General features: G+C 35.4%; 14 protein-coding genes. 1 reads left to right on the top strand and 13 read right to left on the bottom strand.

The window, feature by feature from the left end; all coding sequences use genetic code 11:
- Positions 1 to 2: 2 nt before the first annotated feature.
- The 9 genes from LV89_RS07135 to LV89_RS07090 all read right to left on the bottom strand — a co-directional run bounded on the left by LV89_RS07135 (position 3) and on the right by LV89_RS07090 (position 14,679).
- Positions 3 to 809, bottom strand: a complete 807-nt coding sequence (locus tag LV89_RS07135) for a transketolase (protein WP_109742191.1) — start codon at positions 807 to 809, stop codon at positions 3 to 5.
- A gap of 69 nt (positions 810 to 878) precedes the next feature.
- Positions 879 to 2,483: a DUF1593 domain-containing protein gene (locus LV89_RS07130; protein WP_109742190.1), complete on the bottom strand. Its 1,605-nt coding sequence runs from the start codon at positions 2,481 to 2,483 to the stop codon at positions 879 to 881.
- Between the two features lie 219 nt (positions 2,484 to 2,702).
- On the bottom strand, positions 2,703 to 4,106 hold the full coding sequence (locus LV89_RS07120; RefSeq protein WP_109742188.1) for an L-fucose/L-arabinose isomerase family protein: 1,404 nt from the start codon (positions 4,104 to 4,106) through the stop codon (positions 2,703 to 2,705).
- A 122-nt stretch (positions 4,107 to 4,228) separates the two neighbouring features.
- Positions 4,229 to 5,773 (bottom strand): DUF1593 domain-containing protein, encoded by a 1,545-nt coding sequence (locus LV89_RS07115; RefSeq protein ID WP_109742187.1) that lies wholly within the window; start codon positions 5,771 to 5,773, stop codon positions 4,229 to 4,231.
- 207 nt (positions 5,774 to 5,980) lie between these two features.
- Entirely contained in the window at positions 5,981 to 6,745 is a 765-nt protein-coding gene (locus LV89_RS07110) for a DeoR/GlpR family DNA-binding transcription regulator (RefSeq protein ID WP_109742331.1), read from the bottom strand.
- A 372-nt stretch (positions 6,746 to 7,117) separates the two neighbouring features.
- Entirely contained in the window at positions 7,118 to 8,086 is a 969-nt protein-coding gene (locus LV89_RS07105) for a site-specific integrase (RefSeq protein WP_109742186.1), read from the bottom strand.
- A 181-nt stretch (positions 8,087 to 8,267) separates the two neighbouring features.
- Positions 8,268 to 9,710, bottom strand: a complete 1,443-nt coding sequence (locus tag LV89_RS07100) for a glycoside hydrolase family 30 protein (protein ID WP_109742185.1) — start codon at positions 9,708 to 9,710, stop codon at positions 8,268 to 8,270.
- A 323-nt stretch (positions 9,711 to 10,033) separates the two neighbouring features.
- Entirely contained in the window at positions 10,034 to 11,542 is a 1,509-nt protein-coding gene (locus tag LV89_RS07095; RefSeq protein ID WP_109742184.1) for a RagB/SusD family nutrient uptake outer membrane protein, read from the bottom strand.
- Between the two features lie 17 nt (positions 11,543 to 11,559).
- Positions 11,560 to 14,679 carry a SusC/RagA family TonB-linked outer membrane protein gene (locus LV89_RS07090; protein ID WP_109742183.1) on the bottom strand — a complete coding sequence of 1,040 codons (3,120 nt, stop codon included), beginning with the start codon at positions 14,677 to 14,679 and terminating at the stop codon, positions 11,560 to 11,562.
- A 314-nt stretch (positions 14,680 to 14,993) separates the two neighbouring features.
- Between LV89_RS07090 and LV89_RS07085 the strand changes: the two genes are divergently transcribed.
- Positions 14,994 to 17,912, top strand: coding sequence for a triple tyrosine motif-containing protein (locus LV89_RS07085; protein ID WP_109742182.1), 2,919 nt, complete (start codon positions 14,994 to 14,996; stop codon positions 17,910 to 17,912).
- Positions 17,913 to 18,108: 196 nt separating this feature from the next.
- Here the strand turns inward: LV89_RS07085 and LV89_RS07080 are convergent, their stop codons facing one another.
- The 4 genes from LV89_RS07080 to garD form a co-directional block, all read right to left on the bottom strand.
- Positions 18,109 to 19,671 (bottom strand): aldehyde dehydrogenase (NADP(+)), encoded by a 1,563-nt coding sequence (locus LV89_RS07080; protein WP_109742181.1) that lies wholly within the window; start codon positions 19,669 to 19,671, stop codon positions 18,109 to 18,111.
- Between the two features lie 24 nt (positions 19,672 to 19,695).
- Positions 19,696 to 20,601 carry a 5-dehydro-4-deoxyglucarate dehydratase gene (kdgD, locus tag LV89_RS07075; RefSeq protein ID WP_109742180.1) on the bottom strand — a complete coding sequence of 302 codons (906 nt, stop codon included), beginning with the start codon at positions 20,599 to 20,601 and terminating at the stop codon, positions 19,696 to 19,698.
- 224 nt (positions 20,602 to 20,825) lie between these two features.
- A complete protein-coding gene (locus LV89_RS07070) occupies positions 20,826 to 22,121 on the bottom strand; it encodes an enolase C-terminal domain-like protein (protein WP_109742179.1) in 1,296 nt (431 codons plus the stop codon).
- A 437-nt stretch (positions 22,122 to 22,558) separates the two neighbouring features.
- Positions 22,559 to 24,079, bottom strand: coding sequence for a galactarate dehydratase (garD, locus tag LV89_RS07060; RefSeq protein WP_109742178.1), 1,521 nt, complete (start codon positions 24,077 to 24,079; stop codon positions 22,559 to 22,561).
- Positions 24,080 to 24,362: the final 283 nt, after the last annotated feature.

The following is a 24,362-nucleotide window of genomic DNA, read 5'->3' as shown; positions in this document are numbered from 1 at the left end:
TATTAAGATAGTTCAGAAATTGCCAATTCATATTGTTCCGCAGAAGGAACGCCATGATGCCATTTTAATTGATTTTCCATGTAACTTACACCCTTCCCTTTGATGGTATGAGCAATCACAAAACTTGGTTTTCCTTCCTCAAAAGGTAATTGGTCTAATGTTTCTTTTAATTTTTGAGGGTCGTTTCCATCTACTTCACGTACTGCCCAACCAAAACTTTTTAGCTTGTCAGCAATAGGTTCGGTATTTAAAACATCGGCATTTTTACCTGTAATTTGTAATTTATTGTAGTCCAAAATGGCACATAAATTATCTAACTTATAATGAGATGCTGATAAAAATGCTTCCCAATTTGAACCCTCTGGCAATTCTCCATCACCCAATAAAGTAAATACTCGGTAAGATTTTTCGTCCATTTTTGCCGCCAAAGCTGTACCAACACAAATTGGTAAACCATGACCCAAAGCCCCCGTATTTTGTTCTACGCCATTGACTTTACGAGTTGGATGCCCGATATAATGCGACTTATATTTACACAATGTTTCAAGGTCGGTTTCTGGGAAAAATCCTTTATCTGCCAAAACCACAAAAAGGGCTTCAACGCAGTGTCCTTTACTTTGGATATATCTGTCTCTGTCGCCAGACTTGAAATTTTCAGGATTTACATTCATCGTATCGTTGTACAATACATTCAGAATGTCGATACAAGATAAACTTCCACCTGTGTGACCTGCTTTGGCTTTGTAGATGTATTCGAGGATTTTTCTTCTATAAATCCGAGACTTCTCTTGCAATTCTATACTTGTCATTTTATTTAGGTTTTATTCCAAAACTGGCTCAGAAGCCGAAATTACTGTTATGGAAAATCCAAATTTTATTTATTTTCTAACATGAATGATTACTCGCTGATACTTTGTTAGCGACGGTGTTCCATTGTCAGTTCCTTCAAAAATCAAATGAATTGTTTGTCCACCCACGGCATCTTTCGGAATCTGAACTTCTGTTCGCAAAGCATTTGGTGTTAAAATTTGCACTTTGTTAAGATAAGTTCCAACATTCAATTGCCACCATTTTGGGGTAACGGTATTTCCGTCAGGGTCAGACACCATTCCATTTAATCTAATTTTTTCACCTGCCGAAGCCATCACTGTCATAGTTCCTTCCACATTAACGATGGGTTCATGATTGGCATTTGTATATTGAGGCGTAACCGCCCATTTTAATCTTGCCGCAAAACTTTGTTGAGCCTGTGGAAAAAAGTTTGGATAAGCCATTCCCTCGGCATTTTTCGTGTTCATCGAACCTAACATATTTGCCATTGCATTGGCACTTGTATCCGTTGGAGTTGCAAAATTGATAGCTTCTCTTTTGCTATTTACACTACCGCCCCAACCTCCGTAAGTGCCTAATTCATAGGCACGTAAACCATTGCCAAGCATATTCATAAAGGTATGATTATCGCCTTCGCCCAACCAAGTTCCTTTTGGCTGAACAGGCATCCAAACCGCATAACCCATTTTTTTGAGTTCTTCGTTAGAGTGTCCCGACAATCCAAAATAATCTAATTTATCTCCTTTTACCATCTGTTTTCCATCGCCCCAAACTCTGTATAAACTACCCAAAGCTCCTCTGTCTGATACATTTTCTTTCATCCATGATGCTGTTAAATATAAAGAATCTCCTTTGGTAGCTCTTAATTGAGCTCCATATCCATAATTTGGTCCGCCACTAAATTGTCTGTATTCAATGTCTGGCCAATTTGGTTTAATGTAGGTTGCATAAGTATCGTCTTGGTCGCCAGAAGGTAAAAGGACAACTTTTCGGTTGATTTTCTTCTTGATATTTTCCCATTCAACAGTAAATTCATAATCTTCTTGGATTGATTTTAAAGCTCTTGCAATAGTGCTTTGTCCGCCCCAAGCAGTAATGTACAATTGACCGGGCTTATTATCTAAAATCAATGATTTGATTAAGTTTGAGCCTTCGGTATTTTTTGATATTTCGCCATCAAATTCAATATTTCCATATTTAATCTTTGACTTTAATATTTTTGGGTCAGGATATTCTGGATTATGAACTTTTAAATTTGGATATGATTTTTCGTAAGCATCTACAATATCATGGATAAATCGTTCATCCTTAGCCCAACGCCACGAAGTACATGGACATTCATTTAAGCCAAAACGAGCATATTCTCTTCCTGGAACAAACCATTTTGTTCCTTTTCCATCGCCTTTCCAGTGAAAACCACTACTTGTATAAATGAGTCCTTCAACGTCGAGGTCGCTACTGTACAAAATAAAACGAATAAGCGAATTGTTATCATCTAATTCTGGGTCAGCAGTGATTACAATTCGTGGTTTTGTTTTATCCGTAATTTGAGCCAATAAATTATTTGTGTAAACGATTGAGATAATGGTTGTTACGCAAAAAAGTATGTTTGCTTTGGTACAATTATGAAGGAAATTTGTAAGCTTTTTCATCTTGAAATTATTTATACTTTACCTCAACCAAATAGTTCATTAAATTTGAGAATGGTTTTGCTTTTTACCACAAAACCATCTCGACCTTTTCCAAATCTATTCTTTTTAATGAAATTTGTAAATTTAAACGTACCATGTTTGACTTTGACGAACTTCCCGAAAGTTCTAAAACTTTCGGGAAGTTAAACGGTATCCTTATTTTTACAATTATTCTAAATATTAGTGTTGGTAAACTTCCCAACCCATATAATTTTCAAATGCTTCTTTCAAAATGCCTGCTGTTTTCGACGCATTCATTACTACGTGATGTTCAAATCCATTTCTACAAACGTATTGCATTAATTTCTGTAAATCAGGAATTTTGGCAACGGCACGGTTTCCAAATGTATTTAGTGCATCATCAGTAAGGTCACCCTCACCTATATACGCTTTGATAATTCCTTTTGAATCGTCTGTGCTTAAACGTCCGTAAGTTAAAGGCATGGCTGGTGTTCTTCCATCTAATGCTCCGTAGGTATTTTCTACGCCAACGGTAGTTCCTAAAATTGGAGCGTTACTAATTTCAATATCTGGTAAGAATGATTTTGCCCAGTTTCCACAGTGGAATAAAACGCATTTGTTTTCATCATCTGCATAATTGTTGTTCCAATCTACCAAAGCACTTGGCGAACCAGACGCTAATTGCATCGCATACATTGACAGCGTTCCTGTTACATCAACTTCACAAGCACTTGGCAACATATTTTCAGACATCATACTCATACTTGTACATACATTACAACCATAATTTTGTTGTAATGAAGTCCAGCATTGAATAGCCGTTGCATCAAGTACGTTTTCAGCCATAAAATCATTCAGAACAACATCTAATTTGGCAATCTGAATTAACGCTTCACTTGGCGTTTTTCCCGTTTTGGCATAATTAGTGATTTTCTCTAAACGTTCTTTTACAACTGAATCGTCTTTTGTTAATTTATTAGCTTTTCCAAGAATTTCAGAAAGGTCACAAGTAACTACTGAAATACCGTTTCTTTGTAAGATTTTTTCACTGTAACGTACTGTATTAAAGGCAGTTGGTCTTGCTCCGATTGCTCCAATTCTTACATTTTTCAGACCTTTTACAACTCTACAAACAGCCATAAAATCTTTCAATTCTTGCTGAAAACTTGCGTCAGATGGTCTAACAACGTGTTGAGATGTCAATGAGAATTTAATTCCATATTGGTATAAATTATTACAAACCGAAATTTTGCCACACCACGAATCACGTCTGCGAGCAACATCCAATTTGTTTAAATCATCTGGATAACCTTGAATTAAAACAGGCACATTTAAGTTTGCCATTTTGAGGGTATCTGCAACCCCTTTTTCATCACCAAAGTTTGGTAGTACCACCAATACACCTACAATTTCGTCGGCGTGTTGTCTGAATAATGTAGCACATTTCTGAGCATCACCAAATGTTTCTACACCTCCTAATTTTGTATCGTTACTATCCAATAAAATTGGTTTGATGTTCATTTTTGTTAGCACTTCAATGATTTCAACTCGTGCTAATTCAACTAAACTATCAGGGAAAAAATTACGATTCCCGATGATAACGCCTAAACTTAATTGTTTCATATTTTTAAATAATCGTTTATATTATTTGTAACACGGGAATCTTTCCCGTGAATTCTACAAATAGACTTGACTCTGCTTCACGGAAGAAATTCCCGTGTTACATCTGCCCCCATTCAAAGTATTCATTTTACCATTACAACAACTCGCTGATAACGAGTTAGTTGCGGAATTCCATTGTCTTTTACTTCTAATATTAAATGTATTGTTTCTCCTTTTTTTATGTCACTTGGCATTTTGAATGACGCACTTTTACTATCTGCATTTTGAATAGAAACTTTACCTCCGTAAGTATCTACTTCGTCATATTGCCACCAATGATAATTTACAGTATTGCCGTCAGGGTCGCTTGCAGTTCCGCTTAATTTTACGGTGCTATTAGGAGCAACCGTTAATTTTGAGGCAGTATTTAATTTAATTTTAGGTTCGTGATTTGCATTTTTATAATCTTTAATACACCAATCAGCACGAGCAGCAAAATCATTTTGAATGGCAGGAATCCAACGAGTTTGTGCATAAGCTTTATCCATTTTTTTAGTATATGGATTATAATCTGAGGCAGCTTCTCCATCTTCCCAACGGCTTGGTGTTTTGGTTGATTGTACCAAACGTCCGCCCCAACCACCATCTTGTGGATTGTTAAGATTATTTAAACCAATATCAACCAAATGCAAGTAAGCAGGGGAATCTCCTTCTGAGATAAAATCATATTGCCCAAAACTTCCCCACTGATTTTTTTGAGCTTTTTCCATGCTACTATAAATATCGTCAATTTCGCCCGCAGGAGGGTTTCCATCGCCATAGCTATAATACATTTTTGTTAATGCCCCATGATTATTTATGATATTGTTCATAAACTTACCTTCCAAATATGGGTGAAGTTCTTGTGGAACGGCTCTTTTCCAGAAGTAAGCAAAACTCCAAAACTGATTTGAATTATAATAAACCTTGATGTCTTTCCAGTTAGGTTCTATGTATTTTCTATACGTTGCATCTTGGTCGAGAATCGCATAAATAATGGCTTTTTTGCACACTTTTGCATAAATTTCTTGCCATTTTGGGGTGTTTTTGTATTCATCTTCGATTGACTTCAATGCTCTTGCAATGGTATTTGTACCACCCCAAACTTGCAAATAAAGCGGTGTCATATCGTCATCAAGTAGTTTCTTTTTGATAAAATTAGAGCCATCTGTATTTTTCTCCATTTCACCTTCAAAGTCAATATTTCCAATGCTGATTAAACTTTTCAGATGCTCTGGTTTAGGATAATCAGTAGAGTGTTTTTTCAAATTTGGATACACTTTTCCATAAGCGTCCACCAAATTGTAAATCCAGTCTGTACCGGGCCAACGCAATTCTGTTCTTTCTCCATAAATCTTTTTAGTGGTTTCCATTTCAGAGGTGAATTTTGTTCCTTTTCCATCACCTTTATAATGCCACTGAGAACTTGAAATAATTAAGCCTTCAATATTAAACTCGTTTGAATAAAGTAATAATCTAATGAATGAATCTACATCGTCTAATTCTCCATCGGTGGTAACGATTGTTCGTGGTTTTGAAGAAACCGTCTTTTTTATAATTGAATTTGATGCCTGAGCAGAGACGAAATTATCTGATATAGAAAGCGTCAATGCAGCCAAGAACGAGACGAAGAGTAACTTATTTTTCATTATTGATTTATGGAAATTGTTTTGGGATATTTCTTTTAAAAAATACCGAAGCCGTCAGTTCAACATTAAAATAATATTTGATTTAGATACTTAATTATCTCTTTTTAGTTTAGTTCAGTAGTTTTTTTGAGAGAATTAAATAAACAGACCTCACATTATTTTAGATTTTCAACCACAAAAATTAGTCTCCCTGACGGCTACGGCTATTTAATTAGCAATAATCAATTCTATTTCATTAGCATTAAAAACTTGCTTATGTTTTTCCTCAATTCCTGTATCGGTAATGATATAATCTATGAGTGATAACGCTCCTAAACTTGCTAAAGCACTTTTCCCAATTTTGCTACTATCTGCTACCAAATAAGTAACTTCTGCGGCATCAATCATTGCTTTTTTTACCACTAAGTCGCTGATACTCGGGTATGTAAGTCCAGATTTTAAGGAGATTCCAGCCGTTGCTAAAAATAGTTTCTGTACGTTCAATCCCTTAAAAAAATCTGCCGCTTTTTGTCCTGTTAATGAAAGGGTTGGTGGTTTAAATTCCCCTCCTGTCATAATAACTTCAATCCCAGACTCCGTTCCCAACATTAATGCGATATTTAACGCATTTGTAATGACGGTTAGGTTTTTAAGTCCTTTTAATTTCTTGGCAATTTCAGTTGTCGTACTTCCCGAATCCAAAATAATAGTATCGCCACTTTCAATAAATTCTAAACATTTTTGAGCAATTCTTTCTTTTTTATCAAGATTGTCTTGATGCACTAATGAAAAACTTCTTACTTGGTCTTCAACATTTTTCAAATAAGCTCCACCGTGTTCTTTAATAATTAAGCCTTCGCTTTCTAACTTTTCTAAGTCTTGCCGAATCGTGACTTCCGTTACTTTAAAGAGTCTCGATAAATCAACCACTTTGGCTGAACCGTCTTCTTTAAGTAGTTCTAAAATTTTATCTCGTCGCTGATTTGGTAGTATTGCCATAATGTTGAATCAAATTTAAAAGGAATAAATCGAAAATAAAAATAAATAAAAGAAAATAATAAATAGTAAAATGAAAACATTTCATTGATTAGTCAATTTTACTCTTTGTATGGTACAATTTCTAATTGAATATACGAATAAATGACAAATAATAAATAGTGTTCAATAATTAATCATAAAGTAATTTTGTTTTGAATAAATAAGCTTTTTGAAGTATAATTTTCTATAATTTCAAGGTCTAATGAGTTGATTTTCAGAAAGATTAAGTTTTTTATTTGAAGTTTTTTTAATATTTCAAATCGCTTGAGAATCCGTTAAAAAAATAATTCTTCTCGATTGGACTTAAATAATTAATTCTAATCATGTTTATAAACCCAGTTTCATCGCCGCATTATGTTGTTTTATGTCTTCAATTCGAGTGTATCGTTGAATCATGGCAGAGGTTTTATGTTTTGACTGTCTCATAATTTCTGAGTCATCAGCTCCATTTATTTTAGCAATTGTTATGAAAGATGCTCGAAGTGAATGTGCAGAAAACTCTTCTCCCAAGTAGGTTTTTACCAAGTCATTAACCGTTTTGTCTGTGAGTCTATCTTCCGTTATTTTATCACCTTTTCGTACTCTTACAAATAAAGCATCGGTATTTTTTTCTAACCTTTGTATCCAAGATTGTAATGTTCTAATAGGGCATAAAATAGCTTCTGGGCTATAAAAAATGGCTTTTTCTTCATAATCTCCATATTGGTTTGTCTTAGATTTTTTCATAGAAACTATCAAACCTTCTTCTGTAAATTGCAAATCTTCAACATTTAATGCTACCAATTCTGACCGTCGAAAAGCTCCTGTAAATCCTAAAAGTAATAGTGCTTTGTCTCTTAATTTTGCATTGCTATCAGTTTCAATTTCTCGAAGCATCGACTTTAATTTATTGAGTTTAAATGCTGGTGCTTGCTTTTGACGAATTCCGTTTGCTCGCTTTATACCTTCCATCACAGTTCTGAAAACTCTATTTTGCGTTGGCGTTTCTAAGTTTTGTAATTGGTGTAATTTTGAAATGGCAGCTAATCGACGGTTGATGGTTGCCCATTTACAGTTATCCGCTAAATGTGCGACATACCCCGCTAAGGTTTCTGGAGAAGCAGGTAATGCGACTTGCCCATTGGCATCGCACCATTCATTAAAATTTTTCAAATCCGCTTTATAGGCTCTTTGAGTATTATAAGCACCTTGTAAACCTAATCTTCCATATTCGTTTAATTTCTCTTTCAATTCTGTGGATAGAGAAATTGATTCATTGGAAGATTCTAATTTTGTGATAGCGAGATTTGAGTTCATTTTTCTATATTTTTAACAAATATAATTACTTTTGATAATTAAAGATTATCAAAAGTAAAAAATGCTCAAAATCTATTTCTACAAAATTTATCGCTAAAGATTTACAAACAAAAAATGGATGCCAAAATTTGACACCCATTTTTAAAATCATAAAATTTATCTAAAATTAAACTCAAACTTTTTACCAAACTATTGTTGCGACCGAACCTGCTGGTAATGTCATTACAGCAATTTTGTCAGACTGCTTTACATTGATGTCAATACTGGTAGTTTTGTCATTTTCAAGAATCAAAACTTTTTTCCCTTCGGGAGTCATAAAAGCGGCATTTGGCAAATTGCTATTTGTGGTACTTTGGATGCGTTTTGACCCTGCTGGAACAAATTTAGAAGCGTGAGCAATAATGTAATAACTTACGTTTCGAGTAATATTTGAACCTGAAATCGTTAAAGCACCTTTACATTCTGTACAACCGCCAGGTGTATGTGGCTGAAAATTAGCATCATTAGCTAAATTCCATTCTAAAGCAACTTTACTCCAATTTCTTACAGAACCAATCACCACATTTTTAACGTGCCATTGTAAATCTCCACCAAACGCCCCTTTTGATGAAGTCCACTGCTCGGTAAAATATAAATTTTTGTTTGGATGAAGTGTATGTACTCTTGATAAAGCACTGATGTCCCCTGCATACAAGTGAAATGCTGAACCATCAATATACTGATTTGCTTCATTATCGTTCAAAACATTGATTGGATATTCGGGATTATCACAATTATGGTCCCAAACAATAATTTTTGTTGTGATATTTTCTTTACGAAAAAGTGGACCCAAATTATTCTTCACAAAGTTAGCTTGGTCGGTGAAACTCATTACCATACTTGGGTTATTTCCACCATGTTGGGGTTCATTTTGTAAAGTAAGGGCGTCAATTGTGATGCCTTCTTTTTTCATTTCGGCAATGTATTTTGCTAAATATTTGGCATATACTTGGTAATATTCTGGCGATAAATTCCCGCCGATTGACTTGCCATTTGTTTTCATCCAAACTGGTGCCGACCAAGGACTTCCCATGATTTTTATCGAAGGATTTATTTTGATAATTTCCTTTAGTATTGGAATAAGATATTGTTTATCAGGCTCTAAGCTGAATTTTGCTAAGTTTTCATCCTTTTGACCCAGCTCTAAATCGTTGTAACTAAATACTTTTTCGTCTAAATCTGATGCTCCAACACTAATTCTTAAATAACTAATTCCTATTGATTTTGCCTCTTTACCAAACAATTCATTTAATAAATTACTTTTTTCGGAAGCACTTAATTGGCTGATAAGTTTGGCACTTCCACCTGTTAAGGTAAATCCAAAACCGTCGATGCTTTGAAATTCTTGGGTAGAATCAACTTCAATAGAAACATTAGCATTGGTGCTTTTATAAAATGTAACGTCACCTTGCTTTTGTAACAAAATAGTTTGGTCGGGAGTTGTGAGCCAATAACTCAAAACAGGATTATTAGAAACAACTGGCGTTGTTGTGGGCGGTTGTTGTGGTGAAACATTTGAGTTTGTCGATTTTACATCGCAAGCCCAAATCAGAAAGAGAAAAATAGTTGATATTAAGGAACGCATAGTTGGAGAGTCAATAGAATTAAATATTTTAACCTATTGATAGTTAGATATTTAACAGATTATTTTGGAATTTGAATCGGTAATGAGTTTGGAAATAAGCATTACATTTTTTTCAAGAAAGTAATCTTCCTTTGAAAATGTAATTTAAAAAGAAACAAGTGATTGTTGATGAAATGTGAGGAAATTACTTCCAAATTGAGACTGGAAGTAATGTCGTTTCGTTAAGCCGATTAACTTCCCGAAAGTTTTAACTTTCGGGAAGTTTGTCCCTAAGCCATATTGGATTTGGAAGTAATTTCTAAAAATTAACTTAGACCTTATACTTAATAATTCGGGTTTTGCTTGATTTTAGTATTCTCCAATTCTTTAAAAGGAATAGGCAATGCTTCATTTTTTCCAGCTTTAAAACCTTTACTTGATAATACAGTGGCAGCTTTTCCTGTTCTTACTAAGTCAAACCAACGGTGTCCTTCACAAGCAAGTTCCAAACGACGTTCATTAGCAATGGCATTTAGTGAAACTGGAATAGAAGGTAATCCTACTCGTGAACGTACCGCATCTAATAATGCCTGAGCTCTTGCTCCAGTACCGCCTAATGCCTCTGCTTCCATCAAATAAGAATCTGCCAATCTGATAATATATGAGTTTTGTCTAAAATTTAACTCGATATTACCCAAGCCCGTTGAAACATCAGATTGCTTTGGCATAAATTTATTGATAAAATATCCAGTATCCTGATAACCAGATATATAGTTAATTTGCTTAGCCGCTTTTAGAGCTTTTGCGTCTAAAATGGTTGCTGAAAAACGGGGGTCATTTTTTAAAACATCGTATAAATCTTGTGTAACAGGATTGAAAGACCAACCTCCAGAATAATAAGCAGGTGCAGTTGAACCTGTTGGACGTGTTAAAGTTCTTGGTCCAATCATTTGTACAACCGAATTTCCTTCGTCCGTACCTGAACCCCAGTTGCCCCAACCCGCATTACTTGCGTAGGTATGGGTAACTTCTAAAATAGATTCGCTATTAAATTTATTGGCAACAACCCATAAATCAGAAAAATTGTTTAACAATTTATATCCATAAGGATTTGCTCCGTTTGGTGTTCCATTGACAATTGCCAATTGTGCTGCTGCTTCGCTCAACTTATTGTCATATAAATATACTTTTCCGAGTAACGCTTGTGCTGCTCCCTTGGTTAGTCGTCCTGCATCTGAAGCAGGAACAGAAATTGGTAAAACAGGAATAGCATCGTTCAAATCTTTTTCAATTTGTGCGTAAATGGCAGATGGTTCTGCTTGCACAACGTTGTAAATTTCTGTTGATGCAAGTGGCGTTGTAATTAATGGAATGTTCTTGAATAAACGAACCAAGTTAAAGTAATACAAAGCTCTTAATGCTTGAGATTCAGCAGTATATCTTGCTTTCAGCGTTGCATCCATCGGAATATTAGGAAGTTTTGAGAGTAAAAAATTAGCTCTAAAAACACCTTGATAATGGTCGCCCCAATAACTTGCGGGTACAGTGGTTGGACTGATTGTATAATTTGAAAAACTTTGTAGTCCAACGCCATCTGTTGCACCGCCACCACCCGCTACGGTGTCGTCAGAACCTGCATTGAGCATCGTTATCATGTTTTCAAAACCGCCAGAATTTTTTCGCATGATGTCATATACTGCCACCAATCCCGCAAATGCTTCAGACTGATTTGTATAATAACTTGCTTCTAAACTACTGCCTTTGGGTAATACTTCTAAATAACTTGAACTACAAGAAGCTAATACAGAAGTTGCTATGGCAATGAGTGAATATTTGAATTTATTACGTTTCATCTTTTTGTAATTTTACATTAAAATTTTAAGTTAAGACCAAATTGAATTGAACGAGCTTGTGGATAATAACCACGGTCGATTCCGAAGACATTTCCCCCAATTTCTGGGTCGTAACCTGTATATTTTGTAAGTGTTAATAAGTTTTCAGCAGTGACAAAAACTCTTAATTTTTGAGCTCCAATTTTACTAATAATAGCATTTGGTAATGTGTAACCTAATTGAATAATCTTTAATCTTACGAAATCTCCATCTTCTAAATAAAAATTAGAGGCTTTTCCAAAATTGCCGTTTGTATCATTATTGGTTAATCTTGGGTACGTATTTGAAGTTCCTTCACCTGTCCAACGGCTCAATACACTTGATTGATAATTAGCATTTAAAATATCTAAGCGACGAAGTCCTTGGAAAATTTTGTTTCCACCCGACGCTTGAGCAAAAAACATAAAATCGAAGTTTTTATAATCCATCGCCACATTTAATCCAATGGTGTATTTTGGCAAACCATTTCCAAGAAATGTTTTATCATTATCATTAATTACTCCGTTTCCATCGGTATCTACCCATTTAAAATCTCCAGGTTTTGCATTTGGTTGAATAACATTTCCTTCGGCAGTTTTATAAGCGTTGATTTCGGCAGTATTCTGGAAAATTCCCGCAGTTTGCAATCCAAAGAAAGCATTGTAAGGTTGTCCAACTTGTGTTCTTGTAATTGACCCCATCGACTGAAAACCTGCTGCTCCAGAAGTAATAAATGAAATGCCGTTTCCTAAATAGGTTACTTCATTTTTCAAGAATGATACGTTTCCGTTTGCTGAAAAGTTGAAATCTCCAAAGCGTTTTCTGTAACCAAGTTCAATTTCTAAACCTCTGTTTTCCATGTCTGCCACGTTTCCAACGGGGCTACTTGTTGCTCCAACATAACCTGGAAGTGTAATTGTTTGGAGAATTCCTGAGGTCTTTTTACGATATACTTCTAAGGTTAAGGTTAAATTTTTCAATAGAGTTGCATCAATACCAATGTTAGTTTGAGCCGTTTCTTCCCATTTCAAATCAGGATTTGAAGGAGCACTTGGGCTAAATCCAGAAATAATATCTACGCCACCTGTACCATAAGTATAGTTTCTTCCACCTACAATTGTTGATAAATAACCAAAGTTTAGAATCGCATCGTTACCTGTTACACCATATCCACTTCTAATTTTAAGTGATTTTACGATATTATTTTCTTTCCAAAAATCTTCATTTGAAACTACCCAACCTGCTGAAAATGAAGGGAAAATCCCAAATTTATTATTCCCGCCAAATCTTGATGAACCATCTCTACGGATAATTCCTGTGAACAAATATTTTTCTTTGAAGTCATAAGTTAAACGTCCAAATAATGAAGTAACTCTATGTTCTACACCCGTGTATGCACTACCTGTACGTTGAGCGGCAGGCAATGAAAAGTTGAAAGAAGCGTCGTCGTAAGTGTTTACAGGTAAGTCAGAATAAGTAATACTTGTACCACTTGTGATGTTGTCAATATATAAACCTTGTCCTAATAAAACGCCAATATTATGATTGTTTAGACTTTTGTTATAAGAAACGGTATTTTCAATATTCCAACCTAAACCTGTGTTTGAACTTCTGCTGAAAGTATTTTTAGCAGCTCCCGACGTTGCACTTAAATAGTATTTTGGCGTAAAGAAGTCGCCTCCCCAATATGAAAGTTTTGCTCCAACTGTACTTTTGAATTTTAGATTTGAAAGCGGAGATACTTCAATAAAAGCATTACCAACGAAATCATCCGACCAATCAAAATTTCCTAATCTAATTTGCTGATATGCAATTGGGTTAGTCATTTCCTGTCCCACAATTGAAGAAATTCCATAAGGTCTGCCTTCTTTATCTCTTAATACAGGATTGCTTGCATAAATTGAAGAAGCCGCCGCCGTTGGGTCAGTAACAACTAATGGCGTTATTGGGTCTAAGTTTATTGCTGAACTTAATGGTCCTCCAAATTCACTATTTGTGTTACCAATTCCGACCGTTTTTTGGTGAGAGTATGCCAATGTTTGACCAATAGAAATCAACTTTGAAAGTTTATGCGTAGAGTTTAAACGCAAATTATCTCTTCTATACCCAGAAATATCTTTCAATACAATACCATCTTGATTTTGTGTTCCTGCTGAAAGGAAAAAGCTTGAAACATCATTGCCCCCACTGATGCTAATTTCGTGATTTGCTCTTTGTGCATTATTATTAAAAATTGCTCCTTGCCAATCTGTACCCGCACCTAATGAAGACGGATTTGGGTATAAAACATTACCACCTGCGGCTACCGACTTTTCGTTCATGACAGTTCCGTAGTCGCTTGCGTTCAATAAATTCAATTGTTTAGCAGGAGAAGAACTCCCTACAAAGCCTGTATAATTAACGCTTAACTTTCCAGATTTCCCTCTTTTAGTAGAAACTAAAATAACCCCTGATGCAGCACGAGCCCCATAAATAGCCAAAGAAGCTGCATCTTTAAGCACTTCAATTGATTCAATATCTGACTGATTAATAAAGCCAATTCCTCCATTATCAATTATCACACCGTCAACAACCCAAAGTGGATTATTACCGCCGTAAGTATCAAAAGTAGTAAGACCACGAACACGTACCGTTGATGCCGAACCCGGTTGACCAGCATTAGCAGCAATGGTAACCCCAGACACACGACCTTGTAAAGCCGTTTCTATCCGACCACTCGGAATATTTTCAAGGTCTTTGGCTTTAATACTTGAAATGGCACCCGTTACAACGCTTTTTTTCTGTGTTCCATAACCAATAACCACCACTTCATTCAATCCTTTAACATCTTCTTCGAGAGCTACATTTATTACAGAAGCCTTACCAATTGCTTTTTCAACAGGTTTATAACCAATAAATGAAAAAACTAATACATCACTCGCTGAAGCACTTATCTGATAATCGCCTGAGGCACTGGTTGTCGTACCTCTTGTGGAGTTCTTGATTGAGATAGATACTCCCGAAATCCCAATACTCAAATTGGCATCAATTACTTTTCCTCGCACTTCTACAGTCTGCCCAAAAACAGAAAGTGTACTCATACTCAGCAATAATAAACACAAGTAATTTTTAAATTTCATAAATTTTTTAAGATTAAAAATTTGGATTAAAATTGTGCTTTTTCAAAAACCCAAGAAGAAACATTGTCTAATTCTCTTGGAGAGTTATTTAAAAACTGGGAACAATATTAGATATGAGAGTAACTTTATTGATAAAAAACAGATACACTTCAATTACGTTCTTACATTAAAACCTATACGTTAAAATTACGCTTAAAAAATTCAATCAATTGATTATCAGCAAATTGCAAAATTTAATCAATGTCACTATTTATATATAAAATTGTATCTTTGTTGTCATGATGGTTATTAAATCTATTTGTCGTTAAAACACCATGAAAAAAACTTTATCAACAATTAAGCTTATTATTTTTCAATTGATTTGTGTTACAGTAGTTTTTGCACAGTATCAACCAACAGCATCTTCCAATAATTCTATAAGCTCAAAAGCTTCGATTATTGGCTTTACAAAAAATGATTTTAAAAGTGATTCTCATTTTACTATCGGTTGTGAAGCTAATGATGGGACGATGTTTTTTGGCAATTATGATGGAGCCGTGAGTTATGATGGTAATAATTGGCGAAAGATTTTTTTGCCAAATAATTCATCTATTTACAGTTTAGTAAAAACAAGCAATGGCGAAATATATGCAGGCGGTTATAATGATTTTGGGATACTCAAAAAAGATGTTTTTGGAAAATATGCTTTCCATTCAATGGTTAATCAACTGAAATTATCTAATCGAAATTTTGAGAATATTTGGAGAGCCAATAGTATTGGAGAACACATTATTTTGATGTCGTATAATGAATTGATAATTATTCATAAAAATGTAGCGACAATCGTGAATGCCCCGAAAACATTTATTTATGGTAGTCAAATCGGTAATAACTATTTTATTCAAGATGTGGAAAAGGGCTTTTTGTCTTTAAATCTTGCCAGCAAAAAATTAGAGCAGGTTTTCCCACCAAATTATTTTCAAGATGAAGTTACATCTGCCATATTGCCAACCACAGTTCCCAATGAAATCTTGATTGTTACTCGGAGTGGGAAGATTTTTTCTGGAAATACGCTAACTCAGAAAGTAAAATTCCTCAAAGCTGTTTTCTCGGATAGTGAAATAGACCAACTGAATTGTGCCATTCATAAAGATGGCGATTTATATCTTTTAGGCACATTAAGTACAAAATTGCTTTGGTACGACTATAAAAATAATACGATTAGTCAAAACCCAGACTTTCAAAATTCTATCAAAAACAATCCAATTATAAATCTTTTCCAAACTTCAAAAGGTGACCTTTGGATTTTGAAAAATAATGGCTTGAATTTTTTAACGTATCGTTCCTCCTATCAAAATATTTACGATAAAGCTTCCATCTTCGATATTTTGATTAAGAATAAAAAAATCTATTTGGCAACCAATCAAGGTGTATTTTTCTCTCAATTACCCGAAAATATTATGAGTGGTAATTTTGATTTTAAACCTATTCCGAAATTAAAAGGGCAAGCTTGGGCGGTACAAAGTTTTGGGGATGACATTATCGCTTCACATAACATTGGAATTTTGAAAATTACCGATAATGGTTATCAGAAAATATCAACACAAGCTGGTTTTTGGAAATTGACACCCATCAAAAATAAATCAGGGTGGTATTTAGGCTCAAATTACAACGGCGTTTATTTAGTGAAGAATATTGGCGAAAATTGGTTGATTCAAAATAAAATCAACGGTTTCAATGAATCCACGAGAGATATTGTGGCAGATAAAATTCCTAATACTTATTGGGTTTGTCATGGTTATAAAGGAGTGTTCAGAATTAGAATAGACAATGATTATCAGCGAGTTGAGTCAATTGAAAACTACACAAATACCAATGGGTTTAAATCTCCATTTAATATCAATGTTCACCATTATAATGGGGGAATCGTTTTTACGACCAATACTGGTATTTATCAATTTGATGAAAGTACAAACACTTTTACGCCATTTGAAACACTCAATAAAGTATTAAATCCAATAAAAAATGTACGTAGAATTTTTCAATCAAATGGAAAAACATGGGCTATCGAAGATGATGAATTAGGTTTTTTTACGGATAAAAGCTCAAGTTTTGAGAAAAATTTATTCCTCAATTTGAAAGGGATATTTAATAAAGGAATGGAAATCGTGTTACCCTTTGAGAACGAAAAAGTGTTTGTAGGTACGCACGACGGACTATTTTTATATAACACACAAAAGACAAAACCTTTACAACCTGCCTTAACACAACTGAGCAGAATGTGTTATTCTATTGCTCAAACGGAGAATGATTTACCTATCAATAATGGCAATAATGAAGTAATAATTCCTAATGGTGCTGAAACAATACGCCTTGAATTTTGTGTACCGCAGTTGATTTCAAATATTGGAATTCAGTATTGTTATAAGTTAAATAATGATGAAAAAGATTGGTCGAATTGGACTGCAAATCCTTTTAAAGAATATACCAATCTGAGTCCAGGGAAGTATGAATTTTCGGTAAAATCACGAAACCTTTCTGGTCTTGAAGCTGCACCAATGACGATGATTTTCGTGATTAAACCCAAATGGTATCAAACGAATTTTGCGTATTTTATTTACGTTTTGGTTTCTTTTTTTGGACTAAGACACCTTTACTTGACAATCAAAGAACGCATTGATAATGAGCATATTAAAACAAGAATAGAAATTGAAAAATCTAAAAAATTAGTAGAATTAGAACTTGAAAGATTAAAACTGCGAGAGGATAAAGCCCAAATAGATAAATACACTGAGGAATTGGACAGAGATATTATTGTTAAGAGTAAAGAATTGGCAAATTATACCTCTATGTTAAGTCAGAAATCTGAGGTTTTTCAAGAGATTAAAGTCGATTTGCAGGAACTTAAAACGTTGCTCAAAAGTGACGAATCGAAGAAGAAATTATTTGAAATATATAAAAAACTGAATTCTCAGAAAATTGGGAATGATTTTATTGAAATTTTTGATGTAAATTTTGAAAAAGTCAATCACGATTTCTTTAAAAAACTCAAAAGTATCAGTCCTGAATTATCACAACGTGAATTGCGACTTTGTGCATTTGTAAAAATGAATTTTAGCAATAAGCAGATTTCACCATTGCTTAATATTTCGGCAAGGGGCGTAGAAACGGCAAGACTGAAAATTCGTAAAAAATTGCTAGTACCGCACGAAGAAAGTTTAAGTGTTTTTCTGGAAAAAGTAGGTACAAATTGAGGATTGCAATGATGGATTCAATAATACTAATTTAAAAAAGGCATTTCGTATCTGAGTCTCAACGGAAGTCGTCGTTTTGAACGACAACTTCCGTAAAGTACACATCAAATCTCTTAACTAAGGGTTGGGATTTTTCGCCATTGATAGTCAACTTTATAGTACCCCTAAATCCAAATGCCCAAATCCCAACACCTAACTATTGCTCATTTTGACCATTTACTAAACGCCAAATATTTAATGGATTACCTGATTTTAATTCGTCTGGCAATAAAGAATCTGGGAAATCTTGAAAACAAACTGGGCGAGTAAAACGGGTAATACTTCCCGTGCCAACCGATGTACTTCTCGAATCGGTAGTTGATGGGAATGGTCCACCATGCACCATTGCATGACAAACTTCTACACCAGTTGGGAATCCGTTGATAATGAGGCGACCCACTTTTTGTTGTAAAATCTCCAAAAGGTCTTGGTATTCATTCAAATCTTCTTCATTTCCAAAAACGGTTGCAGTCAAATGTCCAGCAAGTGATTTTGCTACTGCTAATAATTCATCTTTTGAATTTCCTTCTACAACAATACTTGTTGGTCCAAAAATTTCTTCTGATAAATGCGGATTAGCAATTAATGTATCAATATCAGCATGAAATAACACAGGTTCAACGGCAGTAAAACCACTTGGTGTTTTACCTTTTCCGATTACTTTCGACAAATTCTCAGATTTTTCAACGCCTTTTCTGTAAGCATCTTTGATACCTGTTGTTAGCATTACACCGCCGTTTGCTTCTTGAATTTGAGTTTCTAATGCTGAAATGAAATCTGCATTTTTCTCCAACAATAACATTCCCGGATTTGTACAAAACTGACCAACGCCCAAAGTAACCGAAGCCACATAGTTTTGAGCAATCGACTGAGATTTTTCTTGAATGATTTTTGGTAAAACAAAAACAGGGTTTACGCTTCCCATTTCTGCATAAACTGGAATCGGCTCTGGACGAGCAACTGCCGTATCAAAAATAGCTTTTCCACCTCTGTACGAACCTGTAAAACCAATGGCTTTGATACTTGGATGTTTTACTAATTCTTGACCAATTTCAAAACTATCATCAAAAAGCAAAGAGAAAACGCCATCGGGCATATTGGTTTCAATTGCCGCTTTTTGAATAGCCAGACCAACTAATTCGGAAGTTCCCAAATGGGCAGGATGTGCCTTGAAAACCACACAACAACCTGCGGCTAAAGCAGATGCGGTATCGCCACCTGCCACAGAAAATGCCAATGGAAAATTACTTGCACCAAAAACACCCACTGCTCCCAAAGGACGTTCCATTGAACGAATATCGTTTCTTGGCAATGGCTGACGGTCGGGCAAAGCGGTATCAATGCGAGCATTTACCCATGAGCCATCTTTTAATAATTGAGCAAAAAGTTTTAATTGTCCAATCGTTCTGCCTCTTTCACCTACGGCTCTACCTTGTGGCAAACCAGATTCAGCCATGTATCTTTCGGTAAGCGTGTCACCTAAGGTTTCAATTTCTTCGGCAATTTTTTCTAAAAAAGCAGCCTTTTCTTGTCCTGATTTTTTTCTATAAATCTGGAAAGCTTTATCAGCTTTTTCAACGGCAGAGTTCAACTCGTTGATGGTTGCTTTGAAAAAATCAGTGCTTAGATTTTCTCCTGTACTTGGATTGATAGCTTTGAGGGTAACTTGCCCTTCTGATGAACTGGCAAATCCGATAATATTTTTACCTGTTAGAGACATAATTGTTGGGATAATAAACGACTTTTAAATACTTTGCTCAATAATCTTTTTCAGTTCCTCTACTTCGGCATCGGTAGGCATTGTAAGTGGCGGACGCACATTTCCTGCACTTTTACCAATTAATTTTGCTCCTGCTTTAATGAGACTTACTGCATAACCATTCTTTTTACTACGCAATCTTACGAATGGGATATAAAAATCTTTTGTGATTTTTTCGACCGTTGCCGAATCCCCTGCACGTAATGCTTTGTAAAATTTATTGGCTAATTCTGGCACAAAGTTAAAGGCTGCCGATGAATAAGTGTTTACGCCGATTGATAAATATGCTTCTGCGATAATTTCAGCAGTTGGTACACCTCCAATATATGAAAGACGTTTCCCGACCGTTTTAATCGTATCGTTGAGTTCTTGCATATTGCCTGTTCCATCTTTTAAACCAATAAAATTAGGACAAACTTCTGCCAATTTTTTAATATAATCTGCCGATAATACACCGTTTGCTCTGTTGTAATAAATAACAGGTAATGAGGTGTTTTGCATAATTGCTTTCGCATATTCAAAAACGCCATCTTGTGGGCATTCGGTCAAATATGGAGGGAAAAGCAAAAGAGCGTGAACACCTGCTTTTTCAGCAATTTTTGCAAACGCAATTGCCTCAGAAACACTTTTACCAACGCTTGAAATAACAGGAACACGTTCTGCAACAACTTTTACAGAAATATTCACAATTTGCTCATATTCGTCGGCTGTAATTGAGAAAAATTCACCTGTTCCACCTGCTACAAAAACCGAAGAAACGTCATGACTAACAAACCATTCTACACGGTCGGCAAAAGTTTCAGCGTTAAATTCGCCATTTTCTTTAAAATCTGTGATGGGGAAAGAAAGAAGCCCGTCTTCGAGCGATGATTTTATTTTAGATAATTCCATTTTTAAATTTTTACTTATAATTGAGAATTGGTTACTTTTTATTGGTTATTTGTTATTTGTTATTGGTTATTGGAAATTGGTTACTTGTTATTGGTGTATTGGTTATTGGAAATTGGTTACTTGTTATTGGTCTATTAAATGTCATTGGGGTAACCAATAGACCAATAACCAATTCCCAATACACCAATAACCAGTTTACCAATAACCAATTCACTAATAACCACCTACCATCTTGTTGCTTTAAACTTCCAATCTGGTTGTACTTTTTGCATTTCTATTTCGTCATTGCGTTTGGTCAAACCACATTTTTTATAATTTTCATGAAGTTTTGCCAAAGCAACTCTGTCTAATTCTACCCCTAAACCTGCTCCCGTTGGTACTGCTACTGCTCCGTCTTCAAATTTCATTCTGCCACCTACAATAATTTCATCTGATTGCCAAGGGTAATGCGTATCCAAAGCATAACGGAAATTTGGAATGGCTGCTCCTAAATGAACCATTGCCGCCAATGAAATTCCCAAGTGAGAATTTGAGTGCATAGATAAATCTCTTCCAAAAGTTTCGCAAATACTCGCCAATTTCATAGAGTCTTGCAAACCACCCCAAAAATGGTGGTCAGACAAAATAATATCTTCCGAACCCAAAGTGTAACTTCTTGGAATATCCTCAAAAGAAGTCGTACACATATTGGTTGCTAAAGGTGTTTTTAGGGCTTTTCTTACCGTAGCCATGTTTTCTTGTCCACGACATGGGTCTTCCAAATATTCTAAAATACCTTCCATTTCTTTACCGTATTTAATGGAAGTTTCAACCGTCCAAAGGGCATTTGGGTCTAAACGAAGCGGTGTGTTTTCGCCAAATTCTTTGTGTAAAGCTAAAATAGCATCAACTTCCTGACGTGGTTCAAAAGCTCCTCCTTTCAATTTAATAGACTGAAAACCAAACTCTTTACACATGGCTTTTGCCTGTGCCACAATCTCCGTTGGATTCAAGGCACTTGCTTGTCGGGCAGCATCCCAACCTGTGGCATTTGGATCAGTTCCAAACGCTAATTCGCCACCTGCACCTTCGTATTTATAAAACAAATATGCCGAAAATGGTACGGCATCACGTCTTTTTCCTCCCAATAAATCAACAACAGGACGGTTGACAATTTTGCCTATAATATCTAAACAAGCTACTTCGATGGCACTAAAAATATGTACCAAAGTACGTTGGTCCCAAGGAGCATCACCACGGTCAGACATTTTATCTATCCCAAAATTGGCAACCAAAATATCACGAATTTGATTGAGCTGAAATGGGTCTTTGCCAATGATAAACTGTCTGCTTTTTTCGAGAGCCTTGTCAATTTCGATATTTCCCGGAATTTCACTAATTCCGCTGATATTATCTTCTGTAACAAGTTCCACCACAGTACGCAAAGCATACGGAGCATGAAGTCCTGCGGCATTGAGTAAAGGCGGGTCAACTACCGCAATGGGTGTGATATGGAATTCTTTAATTTTCGGAAGTTTCATGGTTCGTTATTGGTTACTGGTTGATTGGTTATTGGTTAGTTGGTGGATTGGTTATTGGTGAATTGGTTATTGGTTAATTGGTTGATTGGTTATTGGTTAATTGGTTAATTGGTTAATTGGTTATTGGTTGATTGGTTACTGGTGGATTGGTTATTGGTTAATTGGTTAATTGGTTATTGGTGGATTGGTGGATTGGTTATTGGTTCAATTTTTTTTGATAAAAGGTTATTATAAAATACCATTTCCACCAATTACTAATTTACCAATAACCAATCAACCAGTAACCAATCCACCAATAACCAATCAACCAATCAACCAGTAACCAATCCACCAGTAACCAATCCACCAGTAACCAATCAACCAGTAACCAATCAACCAGTAATCAATCAACCAGTAACCAATCAACCAGTAACCAATAACCAGTAACCAATAACCACTTACGTCAATGGTCCGGGGTTGAATAACACTAAATCATTATATAAACCTAATTTATCAGTGGCTACTTTTTTGTTTCCACTTGCTATTTCGAGAATCAGGTGAAATAACTCCCAACCCATTTCTTCAATAGTTTTTGCACCAAAAGCCACTGGACCCGCATCAAAGTCAATTAAATCGTGCCAACGGTTTGCTAATTTTGAATTTGAACTTACCTTAATAACAGGAACCATATTTAAGCCATAAGGCGTGCCACGTCCCGTAATGAAAACGTGCATATTCATTCCTGCGGCTAATTGTAAAGTTCCGCAAGCAAAATCACTGGCAGGAGTTGCCACGAAATTCAATCCTTTTTTACGTATTTTTTCACCCGGAGAAACAACATCAACTATCGGACTAAGCCCTGATTTTGCTACCGAACCAAGAGCTTTTTCTACGATATTGCTTAATCCTCCCCCTTTATTTCCCGGAGTTGTGTTGGCACTGCGGTCGGCTTTTCCAAGATTCAGATAATTGTCGTACCAAGCCATTTCATCTTTCAGTTTTTGAGCAACTTCTTCATCAACTGCACGTGGTACAAGTAAATGAATAGCGTCTCGTACTTCCGTAACTTCTGAAAAGAAAACCGTTCCGCCCGCTTTTACGATTAAATCAGCGGCAAAACCCGAAACAGGATTTCCTGTTAATCCCGAAAACGCATCGCTACCGCCACATTGCATTCCAACTACTAAATCTGATGCTGAACAAGTTTGTCTTGTACGTTGATTGAGTTTTTGAAGATGTTTTTCCGCCATTTCCATAATACCATCAACCATTTCGTAAAAACCTTCAAAACGTTCATCCTGTAAATAGAGAATAGAAGATTGATTATTGTCATCTGGCAAAAGACGTTCTGGTCGAAGTTTTTCACAACCTAACCCAATAATCATAATTTCACCACCGAAATTTGGGTTTTGGGCAATGTGTTTAATGGTACGAATAGGAATTATGGCAGCAGGAGCATCAATGGCAATTCCACAACCGTAACTATGATTAAAAGCTACAACATCATCAACATTTGGATAAAGTGGCAGTAATTCTTTTCTAATTTTATTTTCGATGAAATTGGTAATTCCCGCAACACATTGTACGCTTGTGGTAATTCCCAATACGTTTTTTGTACCTACACTTCCATCAGCATTTTTGTAGCCTTGAAAGGTAAAACCGTCTAATGCTTCAACTTCTGGAAGATTTGGTTTTATATATGGAATATCCTCTAAATTAGGCGGTTGTGGCAAACTGATATTACTTTCATTTATCCAACTTCCTTTTTCGATAATACGATTAGCATACCCAATTATTTGATTGTAACGAATAACAGCATCACCTTCTTGAAGTGTTTGTAACGCCACTTTATGTCCCATCGGGACGTCTTCTATTAATTCAACGCTATCTAAAACTATCGCACCACGCTTTAATCCTGTTGGATTTGCCACGATTGCTACGTTATCATTTGGCGTTGTTTTTATAACTATATTTTGCATTTTTTTATTTACATCTTTTTGTTATTGGTAATTAGTTAATGGTTATTGGTGGATTGGGTACTGGTAGATTGGGTATTGGTGGATTGGTTACTGGTGGATTGGGTACTGGTAGATTGGGTACTGGTAGATTGGGTACTGGTCGATTGGTTACTGGTCGATTGGTTACTGGTGGATTGGGTACTGGTAGATTGGGAATTGGTATATACCCAATAATCTACCAGTAACCAATCCACCAATTATCCAATCCACCAATTACCCAATCCACCAATTACCCAATCCACCA

The sequence above is a fragment of the Arcicella aurantiaca genome (genome assembly GCF_003148625.1).
In the GTDB taxonomy this organism is placed as follows: domain Bacteria; phylum Bacteroidota; class Bacteroidia; order Cytophagales; family Spirosomataceae; genus Arcicella; species Arcicella aurantiaca.
Note: the sequence above shows the minus strand (reverse complement) of the source record. Positions and strands in the feature narration are given on the sequence as shown.